The sequence below is a fragment of the Lysinibacillus sp. NPDC093216 genome (assembly GCF_050280325.1).
Taxonomy (GTDB): Bacteria; Bacillota; Bacilli; order Bacillales_A; family Planococcaceae; genus Lysinibacillus.
The window spans coordinates 181,415-201,024 of record NZ_JBNNVB010000007.1 but is presented as its reverse complement, the minus strand read 5'-3'; the positions used below and the strand labels follow the sequence as shown (position 1 = coordinate 201,024).

Genomic DNA, 19,610 nt, shown 5'->3' with positions numbered 1-19,610 from the left:
TTGAATGTTTGTGTGGTAACTACATTCTACACGAGGTCGTTATGGGCTTCCTTTATATTGACTTCTAGGTGTTGCACTTAATATTACAATCCGTCATAAGAAAAAGAGAAAGCTTTGAGGGGCTAATACGATAGCAGCTTTCGTTTTATGTTTTTCCAACCTAAAAATTCTTTTATATATTCAGCAGGTGTTATTACAAGTAAGCTTTTAAATTCTTTGTAATAATGTGAAGGGTCATAGAAACCATATTGGTCAATGTTTACAGGTGTCTCTTCAAAAGAAAAATGTTGAAGTAAGAGTTGAATACGTATGAATTTACTTAGTTTTTTTGGTCCAAAACCTGTTTTTTTGTAGAAAAGCTCTCGGATATATCGCTCAGAATAACCTGTTTTATGCTGAATTACATCTGGTAAGAACAGCCCATTATTTTCAATTATAGAATCAAAACAAGTAGCGAATATTTCATCACTTAAGCTTTTTTCCTTTTTTTGAGAGCAAAAATACTCATTACAAATCTGCACTCTTTGTTCGAAATCTCCTGCTTCAAAAACAGCTTGTATAAATTTAGAGTCTAGTGTACAGCCTAATTCAACATTAACAAACGGTTGTTGAACAATTTGTTTTAATGCGCAATTGTATTGAATAACTGTTTGTTTTGGATTTAGACGAACACCAAAATATTTACCTTTTGTGGTAAATGAATAAATTTCACGTGTAGTCGGGCTATTCCCTAAGACAACCTTTTGATCTTTGCCCATGTAAAACATTAAATCTTGGCAAGCATCAGGAATGACATGAATATCACTATTAATGTCTATTGGTTCAAACTCATAATAAAATAGTATATCCTGGTTTAAATTGCTGTTTGGAGCCAGTTCTCTATAAGAATACGTTTTTTGGACCAATTCAGGTTGGATTGGATAATAGCTACTCAATAAGCCGCCCCCTCACTTTACTCTTAGGTAAAATTAAAAGAATCCTTGCGCCTGTTCATTGTAACTAGCTAAGACACATTTAGTCGATTGATACGATTCTAAAGCTTTTAAATGATTTTCTCGACCGACGCCTGACTTTTTGTAGCCGCCAAATGCTGCACCAGCAGGGTATTGGTGATACGTATTTATCCAAACACGTCCTGCTTGGATCTCTCGACTTGCTTTATAGGTAACGTTTGTATTACGTGACCATACAGCTGCCCCTAATCCATACATAGTATCATTTGCAATTTCAATCGCTTCCTCGAAGGTTTTAAATGTAGTCACTGCCAATACAGGACCGAAAATTTCTTCTTGGAAAATACGCATTTTGTTATTGCCTTTAAAAATAGTTGGTTTAATAAAATAGCCATCTAAATTATCAAGGCGATTTTCGGCGCCACCGATTAAACATTCTGCGCCATCTTGTTTAGCAATTTCAAAGTAAGAAAGAATTTTTTTATGTTGTTCTTCTGAAGCCTGTGCACCCATCATTGTTTCAAGTTCGAATGGATCCCCAACTTTAATTTGCTTTACTCGTTCAAGGGCTTTTTCCATAAAACGATCATAAATAGACTCATGGATCAAGGCTCTAGATGGACAAGTGCAAACTTCACCTTGATTTAAAGCAAACATAACTAATCCTTCAATCGCCTTATCTAGATATCCGTCATCAGCATCCATGACATCTTCAAAGAAGATATTAGGAGATTTGCCACCTAACTCTAGTGTAACGGGAATTAGATTCTCAGATGCATATTTCATAATCAGTTTGCCGACAGCTGTAGAACCCGTAAAGGCCACTTTGGCAATACGTGGGCTTGAAGCTAGCTCTTTACCTGCCTCTTCACCAAAACCATTAATGACGTTTAATACACCTTTTGGTAATAGATCTTGAATAAGTTCAACTACGAATAAGAATGATACTGGCGTTTGTTCTGCTAATTTTAATACAACACTATTTCCTGCAGCAAGTGCTGGCGCCAATTTCCAAGCTGCCATTAAAATAGGGAAGTTCCATGGAATGATTTGGCCAACTACACCAATAGGTTCTTGGAAATGATAAGCTACTGTATCCTCATCAAAAGGTGTCACTTGCCCTTGTTGTGCGCGAATGGCACTTGCAAAATAGCGGAAATTATCAATTGCCAATGGAATATCAGCATACATAGTTTCACGAATCGCTTTCCCATTATCCCAAGTTTCTACCTTTGCAATTTTTTCAAGGTTTTCTTCCATACGATCAGCAATCGCTAGTAAGATACGTGCCCGTTCTGCTACAGGTGTTTTCCCCCAAGTTTTTTGGGCTTCATAAGCGGCATCTAACGCTAGCTCTACATCTTCTTTTGTTGAACGAGCTACACTCGTAAATACTTCTTTCGTGATAGGCGTAATATTATCGAAATACTCTCCATTTACAGGTGCTACCCATTCACCACCAATAAAATTGTCATATTTCTTTTTGAATTGAATGCCCGATTCTTTAATACTCGCTTTAACATTTAGCATAATTATCGACCCCTTTAATGATGATTATGATGCTGTTGTTCTTCTTTTACAGGTACCTCATGTTGAATCTCTAAACTACTTAATACTAGTACACAAATCATTAAACCAGCCACAATGTAAATATGTTTTGGAATGGCTTTTATAAAGATAGGAAACATCTCACGATTCCATACACCGATAGAAATGATAGCACTTACAATAAACATCATTGTAAAAAAGATAATGCTTAACGTTAAATATTGGGTGGTCATTAATGTTAGCATCACGCCCATCATTGCTCCCATAAAACTAGATCCTACACTTTCCATGAATAGGTACATCGGTAAGCCTGTTGACAGTAAATAGCCTAATGCAATAGAAATAATAATAGATGCTATTGCTCCTAGTACCATATCGGGAAGCCAGGTAGCCATATTTATTCCAACAGCAGTACTCATTGTCATAGAAATCAGCATTATACAGCACTTGGCCATGCCATGATTAGCAAAACGCTGTTTTAATAAACGGTTAGTGATTACCGTAAAGGTAACAATCACCAACATGCTTAGGAATGGTAGCATATAATCACTCCTTAAAGAGTTTTATTGTATATGACATGACGAAGTTGTGTGACACTTCTTGTCCGGTCTAGGAACGTCTATTGCTGGGTTTCGGTCAAAGAATCCAACTGGTTTTAATTGGAAATTGATGTATGCAGTTGGCATTACAGGCCAATCTTCAGGGCGCGGGATATGATGATGGCCCATTGTGTACCAAACGACGATATCTTCATCATCAATTGAACGGTTTTTCTCAACGTATTTTGGCAATCCATCTCCTCCAGCATGTTGATTTGGATACATACCTGTTGCATATTTTTCATTTTCATCAAATTGCGTAACGTGTAAATGGTGTTTAAGGAAGCCAGCACGTTTCATAACGCTTGCCTCTTCATGAGCAAATGGGAAGCAATTTTCGCCAGGCAAAATTTTATATCCAACAGGTTGATTCACTCGGTTAAGTGAGTTTTTATTGATAATTTTCCAAGTACGCTGCGTTTTTAAATCTAAATTACGTAACGCTTCCTTCTCCGTTTTAAAGATACGTGAAACAGGATAGAAACCATTGCTATTCGGATTGTGTTCTCCCAATGTTTCTGATACTGTTTCTGTTTCAACTACTGAGTTATTTTCACCGTCTAACATCGTATCAAGTCGGAAATTAAAGAAGTGTTGATGATGTGATGCGTTTAATCCTGGTGAAATCTCAGATCCATATTTTGTTTGGATGCCATCCTCACATGTACCAGTGCTTAAAATACCTGTTAGTTTGACTTCAGCTTCAATCGTACCGTCTTGGTAGAAACTCCAATAGAAGCCGTAATCATAATTTCCAACTGTACAGAAGAATGAAATCACTAATCGACGTGAGCGCCGTACTTCTACATTGCCTGTACGCCAATCTGTATGTTTCCAACCAATCCCGTAATCTTCTTCGTGTAAGCAAATCGCATTTTTGATCGTACGCGCATTTCCTTTAACATCAGCTACAACACCATCAAAGTATTGAATTTCGCCTAAGCAGTCGCAACCTAGTTCTAACGAATTGGCTAATTGACCCATTCCATATTCACCAGCATCAAAGGCATTTTGTGTGTTATGCGAAAATGTTGGTTCACCATAAGGGACAACCATTTCTGATAATGCTGCACGATAAAGAACTGGACGATCCTTGCCTTTGTCATGGTAATTAATTGTGTATAATACAAGGCCCTCACGTGGTGTAAATCCATAGCGGAAACTCCACTTTTGCCATTTGATCAAATTCCCTTCAATTGTAAAGCTTGGACCTTCAGGTTGAATGATTTCCAATGGTTTTAAGTCATTTCTAAACACAATTGATTCATCAACTTCAGGATGGTAATTACCTGATGTTGTTGGAATTGGACGTACCCCGTGATCTTCTACTTTGTAAACTTCCATTTTGTTTAGGTCTACATACGTTACAATACCTGTTAAAGGGTAAGCATATCCGTTATCTTCTAGTGATTGTTTTTGCCAACAAATCGCACGAAGTAAACGTTTACCTTCATGTTCCTGAACACCAAAATTCCCTGCTGACCAAGGATCCACCATGATTAAATCAGGATTGTCAATCCCACGTTTCTGTAAAGCTGCTATAAAATCAGGATGGCTCTTTACTAATTCTTCACATTGCTCAAATTCCTCTAAGGCTACATTTGGTTGTACCCCAGGAATATGTTCGTAGGAATCAACTTTTTCTGAAGTTAAATTTACAATTGCTTCAAATGTTTTCAATTCTTTATCATCTAAAATCACTAAAAACACTTGGCGATCTACCGTATTACCTGGTTTGTAATTTAGTACTTCTGATTTTTTAGGTTCATGTAACATCACCGACATAAACCGTACATGTTCAGACAACTGTTGCTGTTCCTTGACTAATTGAACAGCTTTTTCAATTTCTACTTCAGATAATGGTGATAATGGGTGGCTTAGCTCAACGTTTGGATTAACCTTTACTGACATTCAATCAACCCCTTATAATTTGTTCTCTTTAATTATAGTCAGAAAATTCAGCGAAGTTATTGTAAATAACGGCATTTTTATCGATAAGTTGCTTTTTAGCTAAAAATATACAATATTTTCTGTTTTAAGTGTTCTGTAATTTCATTAAAAATGCTAATTTAGCTGCAGATAAGTCATTAGAATCTTAATCTGCCAATCTATTTAGAAGCGATCAGATGGAAGACCACCATTTAGACCGTCTTTCATCTTGCCATTGCAATTCACAAACTCCATGTAGTTTCGTTAAATTAAATATGCATTACGTGTTTGCAAAGGATCGTATGCCTTTACTGGTTCCGTTGGCTTGATTTAGAGAAAAACGTAGTATTTGAAAAACGAGTGGAGCAAATGCTTATTTCAGCGTGACAAAAATCGAACTATAATACTGTCAATTCTTTAAGGGCTACTTAGTAAGGAATAAAAAAGAGGATAGCGAAAAATGCTACCCATCTTGTTTTAATTAGCTTTCGGCAATACCGTAAGCAAGTAATAAAATATACCCGATGATACAGATTGCACTAATGTTAAGTATTATTAGTAGCCATTTTAATAAACCTTTTTTTGCTTTGAATCCTAAAAAAGCTCCTAATAATGGGAACAAAAACATTTAAAGAATATATGGTTTACCTAATGCTCCTAACGACACTCCATTCCACATTGTAAAAAACATAACAACGAAGATTAATAAAGTAGTAAGTGAAAGAACACTATATTTATTAATTCGGGTTCATCTACCTAAAAGTTGGTTGTTATTCCTAATTTATTATATTCAAACCTTTATACAATGACCGTTTAATTCCTTTTATGTCATTATAGTATCACAATATTACTTTTTGGCTTAAAAGCAACAAAGTTTACGAAAACAGCCTCAATAAAAAAGACCATCAAAAATGATGGTCCTACTTCACAAACTATCACAAAGTCATTAAAAACAAAGGACATTATAGCTAATAAAATCCTTCATCTTTAATTTTTTTGTTCCATAATATTTCTAACAAACAATTGCTTATTTTTATGAGCAATTGTACTTACTATCGCAAGTAATAGCCCCGAAATAACGAATACAATTCTAATTCCTAACAAATCTGCTAATAGTCCCATAACAAGAGAGCCAACGCCAAAAATCCCAGTTCCGATAGCACCTAACGAGGTATAAACAGTTGACAACTGTTCTTTTGGCACACTAGTTTGTATAACCGTTTGTTGAGGAATTTTTTTAATTTGTCCAAAAAGCCCTACACAGAGAGATAAAAGTAAGGAAATGATTGGAATGCTGTTTAGGCTAAATAATATTGTGAATAAGAAACTTGCGAATGAACCGACAAAAATAAAAGTTCCTAATTTCTTTTCAACAAAAGAAGAAAATTTAATACAATAAGCACTTCCTAAAATCAGACCTAAAAAGTTAGCTCCATTGATAAATCCCCACCATTTTTCATCAACGTTCAAAGCATCGTTGACAAACACATATAAAATAGCAGCTATCCAAACCGTTGCTGCAATTGTTTCCAAAAATTCTATCCAAGCAATCCTTCTTAATACCGGAGTATTAGATAAAGTTTTCCAACCCTCTTTAATCTTTTCTAGTTTCCCTTTTAACTCGGTTGTTTCATAGATTACACTTTCTAAAAAGCAAAGTAATATGCTTGCAATTACAAATAAACATCCAACTAACCAAATAAGTTGTTGAGAACTCATAATAATTAGCAATGAACTTCCTACGAACCACATACCTGCTTCTATGACCTGCGTAATAGTTTCTGAAATTCCATTAGCTTGAATTAGATGTTCAGGTTTAACATAGTATGGAGTCAATGTCTGTCTTATTGGATTTGCACAACCGTCAAAAAAGGCAATCAATCCTATTATTAAAAAGATAAAATAATAATTAGCTGCTGTTAAACCAATTAACATAAATCCTAGAATAAAGAGTAAAATCGTTTTTACAATTTGTGACCCAGCAAGTAACCATTTAAGATTTAATTTCTCAACCAAAAGAGGTGTCAGCAGACTGGATATAAACATAGAAGAAGCAATCGTAAATGGCACAAACGATGCTGCAAATGTAGAACCTGTTAATACAAAAATTGTACTTATAACACTGACTATATATAATACATCGCCTATATTAGCGAGTGACTGACCCAATAGTAATAAAGAAAAGTTTCTATTCAATTTCATTATATATCCCCCAATATTTCATTCGAATTTTGGCTTAATAGGGGAATATTAAATTGGACTATTCATTAAAATTTAACTCCTATCATATATCGGACAAATCTGGGGGACGTAGATTTATCACAAATTTTTTATCATCAATAAATATTTATATGAATTATAGCATTGTTTTTCAATATATTACATTAATATCCATATATAATTAATAACTGATATAAGCTCCTTTTAAATTACTGCAACATTAGATTGATTTAATTGTTGTAGTAAATAGGGTCATCTATGGTAAAAAAGAGGATAGAAGAGCTTATTCATTTAAGCTCTTCTATCCTTTTAATTTCTATACATATAATGTGTGACATTAAATAAGAATTCACTATTTAAAATAGTTTCAGCCTATAACTTGACTTTTAATAAAACCTATTTGCTTAGCTGGGTTTATTTTAAAATTATGCCTTAATTCTTCCCATGACAATCGTATTATAATAGTTGCCATCTGAAAAGAGTTTATCATTTTTTAAGACGCCTTCAACTTCAAAGCCAAGCTTTTTATAGAGCAAAATTGCTTTGTCATTTGTCTCTACAACTTGCAAGGCCATTTTTTTTATGTCATTCGTGTCAGCCCACTCTATCGATGCTTTCAAGAAATTTTTTCCTATCCCATAGCGCCAAAATTCCTTTAAAACACCTACACCAAATTCTACTTTATGAGCAATTCTTTTTAATGGAGATCCCGCACATCTAGAAAATCCAACAATGCGATTATCAACTACTGCTACTAAACACAAATTCCTTGGACTTACCGTGTCTTCCTTAATGATTTCTTCAAATCCTGTCGTATCGATGAAGCCTTCCCCTTGTTCCCTATCGAAGTTTTCCGTCTCTCCATCAAGTTGTAGCCTCAGATCTGATAATGCTTGGGCATCTTCTATATTGGCAGATCTAATTGTATAATGAAGTTCATTTATATTAAATTCTTGGCTGTTTATGCGCATTATTGAAACCTCTTTTACTTAGTTTGAAAAAAGTACTTGGCTGAATGTTCACAAATCGATTGTGCCAAATAGACTCGTGGTGCTTTATAATTTGCTGTGCATTTAATATGCGACTATCTAGTGTGGTATGTGCACCTTCAACTAAAATATTATGCTGGTATCCACGACTATAGGCATTTCGGATGGTCGTATCAAGACAAAATTCTGTTTGAGCACCAGCGAAAATAAGCTGCTCAATTTGTTGTTCCTGTAAGTATTGCGCTAGTTCCGTTTGATAGAATGCATCCCACGTTGTTTTTTGAATCACTTTATCCTCTGGTTGTCGTAGAAGCCCATGATATAGATCCCAGCCTGGCTTTCCAAACGCAAAATCGTCATCTTTATTTGAATCCGTATGCTGGATAAAAATAATCGGAACTTCACTATTACGAGCCCAAGTTATTAACATATTAATGTTTTCTAATACTTTTTCGTAATCAAATAAGTGGTTTTCACTATCCAAAAAGAATGCTTCCTGCATATCCACGATAATTAATGCCTGCTTCATATAGTTCTCCTTTAGGAATCTGACTTTAATTCTCTTATTGTACAAAAATACTCTTTCCATTTAAAGAGAATTATGAGAAATGAATAGCTCATCACCATAGCGTGTGGTTGATTTCCGTTCCGGCTTATACTTTCTTGAGAGCGTCAGGTGAGCCGCATCCTTTCTAAAGCATCTACCGAGTCAAGATAAAACCCCCTCCACAGCACGATGCCATGAAGGGGGTAAACAACATTTTATTTCATTAATTCTTCAACAAATTCAACTGGTACATATGTTTTTGTTGGTTCTAATAAAGCTGGTGCTACTTCAAAATGACGAAGTGCTTTATTATAGCCATATTCTTTTTGATCACGTGTAATTGTATAAGATAATGCGCCTTTAGAAATAATTGCGCCATTTCCTGTTGATTCTACTTTAAAGCCTAACTCTTCGGCAATTAAACGCAGTGGTACCATTTTAGTACCTTCGACCTCATAAAAGTCTTTATTTATAATTTCTTGTACAGCAGCTTTAGATGGATCCACTTCACCCGGATCAACCTCACCTGGCTCTTGTGCAATCGTATCTAAAACGACAACTTTTGAAGGTGGTGTTTGTGCTGGGATACTCATTGTTGCAATTGTATAGAACACTAGTAAATGTTGTTCTGCTAAATCCTCTGCCTTTACCTTTTTACCAGATAGGCTGAGTAATTCCGTTTCTTTACCAACATTTAATTTTAGCGTGTTATCAGTATTCACTAATTCTTTATTGAATAAGTCTACTTCAACTGTTCCCATTTCTTTTGTTTCAACAATAATTACCTCTGGGTTATATTGTGGTGGATAAATCATCAGCATTGGCTTATTTGCATACGTGTATGCCGTTACTTTATCACCTTTTTGTAGTTTAACTTCTTTACCAGTATTATCGAAAACTAGTGTATCGTCATTTACGACAAAAACATTTGTATTTTCTTCTTCTTTCACAGTGTAATATGTTGAATCCTCACGTTTTTCAACATTCTCAATTGTTCCAGCTATTTTAATAAAAATAGGTTGAACTTGTGGATTTTGCTCATTATTATCAGTAGCGTTCGTCACAACCGCTTCTCCTTCGTTCGCTGATGCAGTTGGAGCTACTACAGCGCCCCCGATTAATAATGCTGACATGGCAAATGGTACAACTTTCGTCATTTTCATAAAAAAAGCATCTCCTTCATTTCACGAATTCATAGTAGTAGTCGGTTATAGAAAGAAAAGGTTACAACATTACCAATATTTTTTTCATACTACTAAAAAGCCGTGATTCTTTTACGATGAAGAATCACGGCTTTCTCTTATGCTGTTTGGATGAGTATTTTGTTCGGTTCGCGGGTATTTCCTTGCTTCGCGCGAGTATTCGCCCTCCTTCCGCGAGTATTTCCTTCCTTGCTTCGCGCAAGTATTCACTCATCTTCCGCGGGTATTTCACTGCTTCGGGCGAATATTCTCTCTCCTTCCGCGAGTATTTCCTTGCTCCGCGCGAGTATTCACTCTCCTTCCGCGAATATTTCCTTGCTTCGCGCAAGTATTCACTCATCTTCCGCGGGTATTTCACTGCTTCGGGCGAATATTCGCCCCGATTCGCTCGGGTAATTGCATTTAATCACATTAATTTAGAACATAAATTGCAGTAGATTTAATATACGCTGTAAAAAATATTCACGCTCATTTTGTTTTTTCCTTATTTTCAAAGCCATATCTGGGAGATCGGTGATGACTCCGTTGACATTTTTCCGAATAAATTCGTGTAATGACTGATCTTTATTTAATGTCCAGACAAACAAATCAATTTTTTGTTGCTTCATCTCTGAGATTAGTTGATCTGTTACCCATGCTTCCTCAAGTGATATAAAATCAACCGTTTCATCCATCGGCCCGATGTTTAATGCATAGACAATCCCAACACGTAAGTTCGGTGCCAATTTTTTTAACTGTGACATCATTTGTGGGTCTGATGATTGCACATAATACGTATCGAGCACCTTATAAGCTTTTAGTTTATCTACTAACTTGGGCAATACATCTTCCGTTTCTTTACCATGAACTTTCAATTCAATCAGTAAGGAAACATTTAAAGTTTTTGCTATTTCAATAAAATCATCTAAAGATGAAATTTTGTCATTAAAACCATTAGCATGAATCGTTAACGTTTTTAATTCACCGAGCGTCATATTGGATATAACTCCATTTTTACCTGTCAGTCTTCTTAATGTTCGATCATGAAATACAACGAATTGTCCATCTACCGTTTGCTGGATATCGACCTCGATTAAGTCTGCACCTGCACTTGCTGCGCTGACAAGGCCACTGATTGTATTTTCTACATTACCCTCCGTGAAGCCACGATGAGCAATAATTTTTGTATCTGGTGCATAGACACTTTTCTCTAACGAAATGATATTCATCACACTTAAGGCGATGAAAACAACCACAACAATGAATAACAATGGCTTATAACGCCTTCTTCGAAATTTCGGTGTAAACCTTGACTTGCCTAAAACAGGTGTATTATAGATAAAAGTCACCATTACTTGTGAAAACATTGCTTGCAGTATACTAAATAACACGACGAAAACCATTTCTAAAAAAGCAAGAGTAATCGCCGCCGTGACAAGTGCTGTACTCGGTATCAAACGCTCCAATATATATAATGGCAAGGTGCTTATAAGTGTAATTCCAAGCATCATAAGTAAAAGAACCGTAACTAGCATAGCTAATAATCCAAGGAGTTTAAACAAGCCCTGCTTTGAAAAACGCCAGCTGTGTATTAATGAACGAAATAATGATATTTTGGGCTGGATTGTAAAGATCGGCAAAGCCAAAATACTACGTATCCCTACTATTACAAAAACAATTACCACAACGGCATAAAGTAAACGACCCGAGCGACTGCTCATTATTTCATCTGTCAAAAAATGCGGAATGGACATTGCTTGTGTTAACGTTAGTGGAAATATAAATGAAGCTACTGGCAATAAAAGTGCAATATAAATAAATAAAAAAATGACTTGTATACTAAAAAAAGAAATAACCTTACGATTGAGCTGCTGCCATATGTGTAGATATCGATAGCGAATTCCCCGTTGTTGATAAAAAGCCATTAAAAAAAGAAAGCCCATTTCATAATAAATAACTAGCAAAATGAGCATGATCAAAAAAATGATCATTGAGATGACAAATGGATGCGCCATAAAACTTTGAATATTTTGCTCCGTAATATGTGTGTAGTCCGTTACTCGGAGCATTAGCTTAAATACGATAGCCATCACAGGAACAATTAATAAAAACTGAAATAACTTAATCAGCGCGAAAACCTGTATATAATCGATGCGATACATATAAATATTGTAAAAGGCTTGTCGCATTACTTGTCCCTCTTTGTGCATTTACTCACCCCAGTCATACCTATCGTATCCCCTATCTTAAGCATCTTTACGATTTTTATAAGCTCTTCCAATATGATATGTAAAGCCATTTATTTCTAATTACCTTCCGCTCTTGGAATACAATTTGTTCCATATAATATGCAAGGAAAAATGATAAGATTTCTGTATTTTTAGTGTCTATAAATATTTTCTTGAAACTTTTTTGTATGTAACCCAGTAAATAATACAATCAATACAAAATAAGGGGGCTAATAATGATGAGACAAACAATGTTTAATCTTGGTGATATTATTAGTACAACCGTACTTTTTGTCATTTTCCTAGCGATATTTTTCGTGATGATTAATACGATTAAAAAAATGAAATCGACTGCTCCTTTGCCTCCCCAAGAAACACTTCAGCAAAAAGTAGATGATTTAACAACACGAGTGACAATACTCGAGCATCAAGTGAAAAATTTATCAGAAAGACGCTAGCTCCTAAAAAATGAAAAAACGCTGTAAAGTTTATTCTTTGCAGCGTTTTTCATGTTCTTATAAAAATATTATGTCAATGAATTAAGGTGGATATTTTTAATTTCGCAAAATGTGTGGTTGATTTCCGTTATGACTGGGCGGTTTTTTCATAAATGATACGCCCATCAACAACCGTATAGGCGACTTTTACTTGTGGAATGTTTTCGATAGCTATTGTAAAAATATCTTCTTCCAAAACTGTGAAGTCTGCTGTATAGCCCTTTTCAATTTTACCTCTAACATGATCTTGCGCTATTATTTGTGCAGCTCCAACAGTATATAGTCGTACTGCCTCAAAGCGTGAAATCTTCTCTTCTGGACCGTAGCCGTTATGGGATTCCCCGAAATTCCGTCTTGTTACCGCAGCATATATACCAAATAAAGGATTTGGTACTTCAATCGGGGCATCACTGCCACCTGCAACAACTAATCCACGATTTAATAGCGATTTTAACGGGTGTAATCCTTTTGCTCGTTCCTCTCCTAGCCTAGATAGTTCTGCCTCATACTCTCCCTGCACGAATTGAGGCTGCATATCCACTGCGACAGGCAATCCAGCGAGTTTTTCTAAAATACCTTCATCGACCAAGCTACAATGAATAACACGATCTAATTGACCTTCGCGAGGAGGATGGGCGGCAAATACTTTTAAAATTGTTTCAATGGCTAAATCTCCAATGGCATGCACTGCCACTGTTTGTTCATGTTGACGTGCCAATTGAACATATTCCTCTAATTGTTCAGTTGAATGTACGAGCATACCGCTATTGCCTGGTTCATCACAGTACGGTTCACGAAGAGCTGCAGTACGTCCTCCAAAGGCACCATCGACAAAAATCTTCATGGCACCAAACTCTAAATACGGAGAAGATGCTTCTTCCATCTTGGCAACTTCCTCAAATACCGTGTGGTGTTGTAATAAATGAACTTTAAACGCTTGCTTTGCCTCGACGATTTTCCGAAAAGCATGTATCGGTTGAAGCGGTGGCCCGTAATAGCTTAAATCCTCAGAATGACCACCTACTAAACCAAATGATTGCAAGGATGTTACCGCCTTTTCAAGAGCGTCCTCAATATACTCGGGCGTAATATGAGGCATATGGTTGACAATCATATACAATGCCGCATCCTTTAAGACTCCTGTTAGCTGTCCATCCACCTTATCAATGACCCCTCCTTCTGGAGATGGTGTGTCATTTGTTATTCCCGCAAATGCCAGTGCCTTGGAATTAGCCAAAATTAAATGATGGCAGCTACGCTTAATGATTAAATGTGCTTCACCAAGTGCATCGAGCTCGGCTAATGTTGGGAAAATAGGAACTTCAAATTGTGTCTCATTAAGCCCTATCGCAATTACCCATTCATCAGCAGGAACCTTTGTCATCCGTTCACGAATAATTGCCAGTAGCTCGTCCTTACTTCTGACGTTCGAGACATCAATATGCTTTAATTTCTCCCCGTAGCCAATGATATGTAAATGACTATCGACAAAACCTGGATACATCACATTCCCTTGTAAATGTCGTATAGAAGTAGCATGTGGCGACAAGCTATCTACTGAGCCTGTCGCCACAATTTTTCCTTCTTCTACAAGGACTGCTTCAACTGTTTCGCCAACTTGCGCCATCGTGTAAATTTTTCCACCTGTCCATAACGTTGCCAAAACAATTCCTCCTATGCAATTGCTTCTAATCAATTATGTCTCGGCATAATTCCGTGACATCCGCCGGACGCTTTGGGCCAACGTGATGTTGGTCACTCAGTTGTGTGTTGTTGCTGTCGCTTTGCTTTCCCACAGATAAATTGCCACAGGACGTGGCGTTCTTTGACTGAGTTCCTCTGTTCAGCGGGTGTTTGGAACCCGCTGAAAGAAATTAAATGTGCTCGCTCTAAGCGACGACGAACAATTACGCCAAACCATGCTGCCAGAACAGCTTTCACAATACCTACAACGATAAATGGTACTACACCACCCATAAATGCTGCTGTCCAAGTTAAATCTCCGACAATTTTTAACCAAGTCGTTCCAAACGCCAATGTCACAACCATCCCAATGATGTTCGCAACAATTGCGTGGAACATTGTAAGCCCAAATTTATCTAAGTATAAGCCCATTATAATGGCCGTCACAAGGAATCCAACAATATAGCCACCTGTAGGACCAACTAAAATACCCAATCCCCCTGAAAAACCGCTAAATACCGGAAGACTTGCTGCACCAAGTAAAATATAAAGCAGTACTGATAACGTACCAACTCTTGTCCCTAAAATTGTTACGACTAAGCCTACTGCTAATGTTTGACCTGTAATTGGAATAAGTGGTAGCGGAATCGTTACTTGTGCAAGAACAGCAATAATCGCTGCACCAAATGCCGCTAACACATAATTATATGTACTACTCTTTTTCAAACTAAATGGCCTCCCTTTGTACGTTAACTCATGCTGCAAATAAGTTAACACAAAGATAAAGCAAATAAAAACTGTTGTCAATCTATTTTGAAAAATTGCTATAAAAAAAGAAATTGCTATAGTAAACTAGCAATTTCTCTTCACAAATTACCAAAGCGGATCGTTGGTAGGATCATCTTCTTGTAAATCAAAGACATATGGTGCTAATTGACGATAATAAATAAGTAATGCAACTATAAAGAAAATAATCCCAATCGTAAAATTATTAAAAATATAATGCATAAAAGACATTAAAGGAACCGGAAATGCTAAAATGCCACCCATTTGCATAGATTTCTTTGTGCGATATTGTTTTTTCCCACAATAAGGGCATTCGAGTTGTCCATTTTTTCGGTACATTTTTCGAGCTTGCTTCTCTGACCAAGTTTCCCCACACTCAATGCACACCGGTAGGCCATATCCTTTCTTGATTAGCACACGTTTAATAATAAAAGTAATACCTACAAAAAAACTAAAAAACAATATACCTTTTACGAAATCATTCTGTAAAAATGTCCATATACTCCATGTATCCGCTTCTTGCTGTAAGCTAGCTGCCTGATGACTCCCTGAATTTTTATTATGTGATAATAAATAACTAAAACCAATGACAAAAAGCGTAAACGTTGCTAGTACCAAACGATATTGCCATGGACTACTTCTTTTTTGTTTAGTTTTACTACGAGCTTTTTGGGCAATTGCTTGTTTTTTTTCATCTGTAAGTTTTACATCCCGAAGTTCATTTAGTACATCTTCTTTAAATTGATTCATGGCGTAACACCTCCCAATCATAATCACCGATTGTTGTTGCAAGTTGCTTTCTCGCACGCTGTAATCTTGTACGTATTGTTGCTTCTGGACAACATACGAGCTTTGCAATTTCCACTGTTGTCATATCCTCAAAATAATAGAGAATCAGTACTTCCCTATATGCCACAGATAATGTAAACAAAGCTTCCACTAGTTCTCGTTTTGTAGACTTAGCAAGAAATTCTTTTTCAGGCGTGACTGCTGTCGGACGCCCTGTTATTTTTTCAAAGAGTGTCAGTCGTTTACTTTTCCAGCTACGCAAATAATCATGGCTTCGATTGACCGTCATTTTCACTAAATATGTACGTAATGATGATTCTTGACGAAATTGCTCCTGCTTTTGATAAAAGGCGATAAACACATCCTGCACAATGTCTTCAGCTGTTGCTTCATTTTTCACATATAAATAAGCAACCTTGAGTAAATAGTCACCGTGCTCTGCAATAATTTTTTCGATATCCATTTGTTGTCCCACCTTCTTTCTAAACTACTGACGGATGCCACTTCATTTCCGATTCATTTTTTCAAAAATTTTTAAAAAGAAAAAAATCTGCCAAACTCCAACGACTATTCGTTGAAATGAAGCAGATCCTTTATGATTGAATCCATTATGCCTCAGCGGATGTTTGGAACCCGCTGAAAGAAGTTAAAAATATTTCGCTGAATAAAACGTTTACATTTTAAAATCCGCCAGTCATCTGACCTGTTTATTTCCCACATCACTATATTTATTAAAGAACGTGATTTGGTTACGGCCATTGCGCTTGGACGTATACAGTGCTGTGTCCGCATTATGGATCAGCTCTTCGACAGCGGTAATTCGGCCTTGTTTATTTGTACTTACACCAATACTAAATTCCAACTGAACGGTCTCATCATTAATTATTAAGGACAGAGAATTTAATGTTTGATTGAGATTTTCCGTCATCGTTTGAATAGATTCACCTTCCTGTAATTTGCAAAGTACAATAAACTCGTCCCCGCCAAAACGAGCAACGATCGACTCAAATGCTTGAAAATAGTCCTTTAATGTTGTTGCAGTAATCGTTAAAGCATCATCACCAAATAAATGACCATTTGCATCATTGATTTCTTTAAAATGATCTAAATCAATCATCATTAATGCTAATTGCTGATTTTCTACTGAAGCTTTCTCCAGCATTTTCTCTGCATTCTGATCAAAATAGCGTCGATTATAAATATTCGTTAATGGATCAATGTAAGAGGTTTTTTCAAAATGTTTTTTCTGGTCATTGTACTCCATCTCAAATAATAAATGAGTATAATTTTCCCTTTGAATTTCTAATAAAATGTCAATATATTCCTTTTGTATCGAGCACAATACAAGTTTATTACCTTGCTTTTCTATTAGCTTCACCAAAGAATTGTAGATTGTTTGAAGCATAGCTAAATCATTATTTTGTAAGGCATAGTGCTTCGACTTTTGGTACAAATCAATAGCCTCGCCAATGCGTCCCTGTTTTTCACAAAGTAAAGCATAGGCATTTATAACTTCTAATTGTAGCTTTGAATAAGGTGGTTTCTGAACCGTCAATAACAGCTCTTTCAATAATTCCCCTGCTTCATCAAATTCCTCCAGGGAAATTTGTGCAACAGCTAAGTTTATTTTTGAATACATAATCCCTGAATATGGATTTTCATGTTTTTTCTCGAAATAATTAGCATAGTATAAGCTCTTTAATGCAAAATCCTTCGCTTTTTGATAGTTCCCTAAAGAGTTTTCCAAGTCGCTCAAATTATTATAAATTTTCCCTATACTATCTATATGTTGAATACGCTCAGCAATCTTTAGTCCTTTAATCATAAACTCTTTAGACTTCTTTATATGGCCAAACGTTCCCCAATAAATGGCTGCTAAAATATAATGGTGGATTAAATCAATATCATCGCCATATTGAAAGGTTAATTCGCGATACTGCTCAAGCACACTAATGGAAACTTGCAAATCACCTGTTTGGAAATAGCTTGCACAGCTATAACGCAATAACAGGATTGCTTTTTTATACATACCAAGTTCAATAGCACTTTCAATTGCGGCACTACTTAATTCTATATATTCTATAAAGCGATTCGCATCATACAATTCATTTAGTGTAATCCATAGTTCGTCAAACTCCTGTGTGTTCATACCGCCCCTCCTTATATTAACCCCTACTTCTTTAATACTATCTTTATGTGCATAATATTACAATTCCTCAGACTCATTTATTTTCAAATTAATGAGTAATTTTAACCTTAAAATACCATACAGTGATCCATTTCTCCCAAAAAGATAATACATAACCCTATAAAAATGACTCTTTTTATACTTTGAATATTTATAACAGTACAAAAACTATAATTTCCAAGCACAGAAAAAACAAGTCTCTTCTTTAAAGAGACTTGCAGAATGGTAATGCCAGCTTTTTAAATAATCCTTGCTTTTATTAATCGTTAACTTTGATAAATAAGCACGTAGCTGTCCACGTTCTTCATAATCATGCTGTGAAAATTTGATAAAAACCTCCTGCACGATGTCCTCTGCCGCGTGTCTATTTTTCACATAAAAATAGGCGAGACGCAATAAATGCTCTGCATGTTCATCCATAATTTTTTCAAGTATGCCGTCCACCTCCCCCTCTTACACTATAAACGACTGCCATTCAACGACCGTTTCACCATTTTTTTAAAAATTTCAATTACCGTATTGACATTGGAGCATACTCCAATGTTAGGATAAATTTAGGAGGTGCTCACATGCTTATCAAACAATTTGCAACTAAGTATAATTTATCTACTGATACCGTACGTTACTATGAAAAAGAAGGATTACTACACCCAACTAAACGGGACAATGGTTATCGAGTGTATGATGTCACTTGTGAACATACAATAAAATTTATTTTAGTATTAAGACAGCTCGGCTTTACATTACAAGAAATCAAACAGCTTCTAACACTAGAGCAAAAGCCAACTTCAAATGCCTGCAATCAACAAACAGTACAGTTATTCTCAACAAAGATCGCCCACATTGAAAAGCAGTTATTTTTTTATCAGCAGGCTCTACAATCCTTACAGCTCACTCAAACATTAATGGCTGATGGAAAATACGCAGAAAATAAGTTGGTCATCGGCTCACTTATCGAGGATATGTATAATAAATTACAAGAAGGAAGTGGTCATCATGAAACTACGTAAAATTATCTCATTGGAATATTTAATAGCATTTTTAGTAAGTATATTTTTCTACAGGTATTTTGAATTTTCGTTCCTTTATTTTATATTGTTTTTATTACTACCGGATATAACGATGTTAGGCTACATAGTAAACACTAAAATTGGCGCGTTATTTTACAATATTGGCCATAGTTTAGTCGTGCCAGCCATTCTCTTGATTATAGGCTTTGCCACAGTATCGCCCCCGCTACTAATGGCCTCTATAATTTGGCTTGCTCATATATTTTTAGATCGTACGCTAGGCTATGGTTTAAAATATGATGATGCCTTTACTAAAACTCATTTACAACAAATAGCTTAAGTTAGAAGTTGTGATTTGTATCGATGGGTTGGATGGTTTTATCAGCGATGTTTGATGTTATATCAGCGGTTTTTGTGGTTTTATCAGCGATGTTCGTGGTTCTATCAGCGATTCTTCCGCTTT

17 protein-coding genes and 1 pseudogene are annotated in these 19,610 nt (G+C 35.9%); 3 read left to right on the top strand and 15 right to left on the bottom strand.

Annotated features, from left to right (window positions below; all coding sequences use genetic code 11):
* Positions 1-122 precede the first annotated feature (122 nt).
* The 9 genes from ACQKOG_RS11020 to ACQKOG_RS10980 form a co-directional block, all read right to left on the bottom strand.
* A complete protein-coding gene (locus tag ACQKOG_RS11020; protein ID WP_427446386.1) occupies positions 123-935 on the bottom strand; it encodes a hypothetical protein in 813 nt (270 codons plus the stop codon).
* A gap of 33 nt (positions 936-968) precedes the next feature.
* Positions 969-2,483, bottom strand: coding sequence for an aldehyde dehydrogenase family protein (locus ACQKOG_RS11015; protein ID WP_427446384.1), 1,515 nt, complete (start codon positions 2,481-2,483; stop codon positions 969-971).
* 14 nt (positions 2,484-2,497) lie between these two features.
* Positions 2,498-3,043 carry a hypothetical protein gene (locus ACQKOG_RS11010; RefSeq protein WP_427446382.1) on the bottom strand — a complete coding sequence of 182 codons (546 nt, stop codon included), beginning with the start codon at positions 3,041-3,043 and terminating at the stop codon, positions 2,498-2,500.
* A gap of 21 nt (positions 3,044-3,064) precedes the next feature.
* On the bottom strand, positions 3,065-5,011 hold the full coding sequence (locus ACQKOG_RS11005; RefSeq protein WP_427446380.1) for a primary-amine oxidase: 1,947 nt from the start codon (positions 5,009-5,011) through the stop codon (positions 3,065-3,067).
* 1,005 nt (positions 5,012-6,016) lie between these two features.
* On the bottom strand, positions 6,017-7,231 hold the full coding sequence (locus ACQKOG_RS11000; protein WP_427446378.1) for an MFS transporter: 1,215 nt from the start codon (positions 7,229-7,231) through the stop codon (positions 6,017-6,019).
* A gap of 443 nt (positions 7,232-7,674) precedes the next feature.
* The gene (locus ACQKOG_RS10995) at positions 7,675-8,220 is read right to left on the bottom strand and encodes a GNAT family N-acetyltransferase (protein WP_370083644.1); all 546 of its coding nucleotides are present in this window, start codon (positions 8,218-8,220) and stop codon (positions 7,675-7,677) included.
* A complete protein-coding gene (locus ACQKOG_RS10990; protein ID WP_427446376.1) occupies positions 8,195-8,767 on the bottom strand; it encodes a cysteine hydrolase family protein in 573 nt (190 codons plus the stop codon). Before ACQKOG_RS10990 ends, ACQKOG_RS10995 begins: the two co-directional genes overlap by 26 nt.
* A 233-nt stretch (positions 8,768-9,000) precedes the next feature.
* Positions 9,001-9,948 (bottom strand): stalk domain-containing protein, encoded by a 948-nt coding sequence (locus ACQKOG_RS10985; protein WP_427446374.1) that lies wholly within the window; start codon positions 9,946-9,948, stop codon positions 9,001-9,003.
* Between the two features lie 455 nt (positions 9,949-10,403).
* Positions 10,404-12,176: a glycerophosphoryl diester phosphodiesterase membrane domain-containing protein gene (locus tag ACQKOG_RS10980; protein WP_427446372.1), complete on the bottom strand. Its 1,773-nt coding sequence runs from the start codon at positions 12,174-12,176 to the stop codon at positions 10,404-10,406.
* A 254-nt stretch (positions 12,177-12,430) separates the two neighbouring features.
* Between ACQKOG_RS10980 and ACQKOG_RS10975 the strand changes: the two genes are divergently transcribed.
* On the top strand, positions 12,431-12,652 hold the full coding sequence (locus ACQKOG_RS10975) for a hypothetical protein (protein WP_370083636.1): 222 nt from the start codon (positions 12,431-12,433) through the stop codon (positions 12,650-12,652).
* 127 nt (positions 12,653-12,779) lie between these two features.
* Here ACQKOG_RS10975 and ACQKOG_RS10970 read toward each other — a convergent pair whose 3' ends face one another.
* From ACQKOG_RS10970 to ACQKOG_RS10945, 6 genes and pseudogenes are all read right to left on the bottom strand, one after another.
* Entirely contained in the window at positions 12,780-14,354 is a 1,575-nt protein-coding gene (locus ACQKOG_RS10970; RefSeq protein ID WP_427446370.1) for an amidohydrolase, read from the bottom strand.
* 209 nt (positions 14,355-14,563) lie between these two features.
* Positions 14,564-15,100, bottom strand: a pseudogene (locus ACQKOG_RS10965) (biotin transporter BioY); the annotation flags it as partial.
* Between the two features lie 147 nt (positions 15,101-15,247).
* On the bottom strand, positions 15,248-15,910 hold the full coding sequence (locus tag ACQKOG_RS10960) for a TIGR04104 family putative zinc finger protein (RefSeq protein WP_370083632.1): 663 nt from the start codon (positions 15,908-15,910) through the stop codon (positions 15,248-15,250).
* Entirely contained in the window at positions 15,897-16,412 is a 516-nt protein-coding gene (locus tag ACQKOG_RS10955) for a sigma-70 family RNA polymerase sigma factor (RefSeq protein WP_427446368.1), read from the bottom strand. Before ACQKOG_RS10955 ends, ACQKOG_RS10960 begins: the two co-directional genes overlap by 14 nt.
* Positions 16,413-16,643: 231 nt before the next feature.
* Entirely contained in the window at positions 16,644-18,098 is a 1,455-nt protein-coding gene (locus ACQKOG_RS10950; RefSeq protein WP_370083629.1) for a tetratricopeptide repeat-containing diguanylate cyclase, read from the bottom strand.
* 207 nt (positions 18,099-18,305) lie between these two features.
* Positions 18,306-18,581, bottom strand: a complete 276-nt coding sequence (locus ACQKOG_RS10945) for a sigma factor (RefSeq protein WP_402869187.1) — start codon at positions 18,579-18,581, stop codon at positions 18,306-18,308.
* A 125-nt stretch (positions 18,582-18,706) separates the two neighbouring features.
* On the opposite strand from ACQKOG_RS10945, the gene ACQKOG_RS10940 reads away from it, so the two are divergent.
* On the top strand, positions 18,707-19,147 hold the full coding sequence (locus ACQKOG_RS10940; RefSeq protein WP_415732618.1) for a MerR family transcriptional regulator: 441 nt from the start codon (positions 18,707-18,709) through the stop codon (positions 19,145-19,147).
* Complete coding sequence (locus tag ACQKOG_RS10935) at positions 19,134-19,487, top strand: DUF4260 domain-containing protein (RefSeq protein ID WP_370083623.1); 354 nt, start codon at positions 19,134-19,136, stop codon at positions 19,485-19,487. Before ACQKOG_RS10940 ends, ACQKOG_RS10935 begins: the two co-directional genes overlap by 14 nt.
* The last annotated feature ends 123 nt before the right edge of the window (positions 19,488-19,610 follow it).

Excerpts from the sequence above, each read along its gene's own strand:
- ACQKOG_RS11015 (WP_427446384.1), bottom strand. The coding sequence starts at position 2,483 with ATGCTAAATGTTAAAGCGAGTATTAAAGAATCGGGCATTCAATTCAAA.
- ACQKOG_RS11010 (WP_427446382.1), bottom strand. The coding sequence starts at position 3,043 with ATGCTACCATTCCTAAGCATGTTGGTGATTGTTACCTTTACGGTAATC.
- ACQKOG_RS11005 (WP_427446380.1), bottom strand. The coding sequence starts at position 5,011 with ATGTCAGTAAAGGTTAATCCAAACGTTGAGCTAAGCCACCCATTATCA.
- ACQKOG_RS11000 (WP_427446378.1), bottom strand. The coding sequence starts at position 7,231 with ATGAAATTGAATAGAAACTTTTCTTTATTACTATTGGGTCAGTCACTC.
- ACQKOG_RS10995 (WP_370083644.1), bottom strand. The coding sequence starts at position 8,220 with ATGCGCATAAACAGCCAAGAATTTAATATAAATGAACTTCATTATACA.
- ACQKOG_RS10990 (WP_427446376.1), bottom strand. The coding sequence starts at position 8,767 with ATGAAGCAGGCATTAATTATCGTGGATATGCAGGAAGCATTCTTTTTG.
- ACQKOG_RS10985 (WP_427446374.1), bottom strand. The coding sequence starts at position 9,948 with ATGAAAATGACGAAAGTTGTACCATTTGCCATGTCAGCATTATTAATC.
- ACQKOG_RS10980 (WP_427446372.1), bottom strand. The coding sequence starts at position 12,176 with ATGCACAAAGAGGGACAAGTAATGCGACAAGCCTTTTACAATATTTAT.
- ACQKOG_RS10975 (WP_370083636.1), top strand. The coding sequence starts at position 12,431 with ATGATGAGACAAACAATGTTTAATCTTGGTGATATTATTAGTACAACC.
- ACQKOG_RS10960 (WP_370083632.1), bottom strand. The coding sequence starts at position 15,910 with ATGAATCAATTTAAAGAAGATGTACTAAATGAACTTCGGGATGTAAAA.
- ACQKOG_RS10955 (WP_427446368.1), bottom strand. The coding sequence starts at position 16,412 with ATGGATATCGAAAAAATTATTGCAGAGCACGGTGACTATTTACTCAAG.
- ACQKOG_RS10950 (WP_370083629.1), bottom strand. The coding sequence starts at position 18,098 with ATGAACACACAGGAGTTTGACGAACTATGGATTACACTAAATGAATTG.
- ACQKOG_RS10940 (WP_415732618.1), top strand. The coding sequence starts at position 18,707 with ATGCTTATCAAACAATTTGCAACTAAGTATAATTTATCTACTGATACC.
- ACQKOG_RS10935 (WP_370083623.1), top strand. The coding sequence starts at position 19,134 with ATGAAACTACGTAAAATTATCTCATTGGAATATTTAATAGCATTTTTA.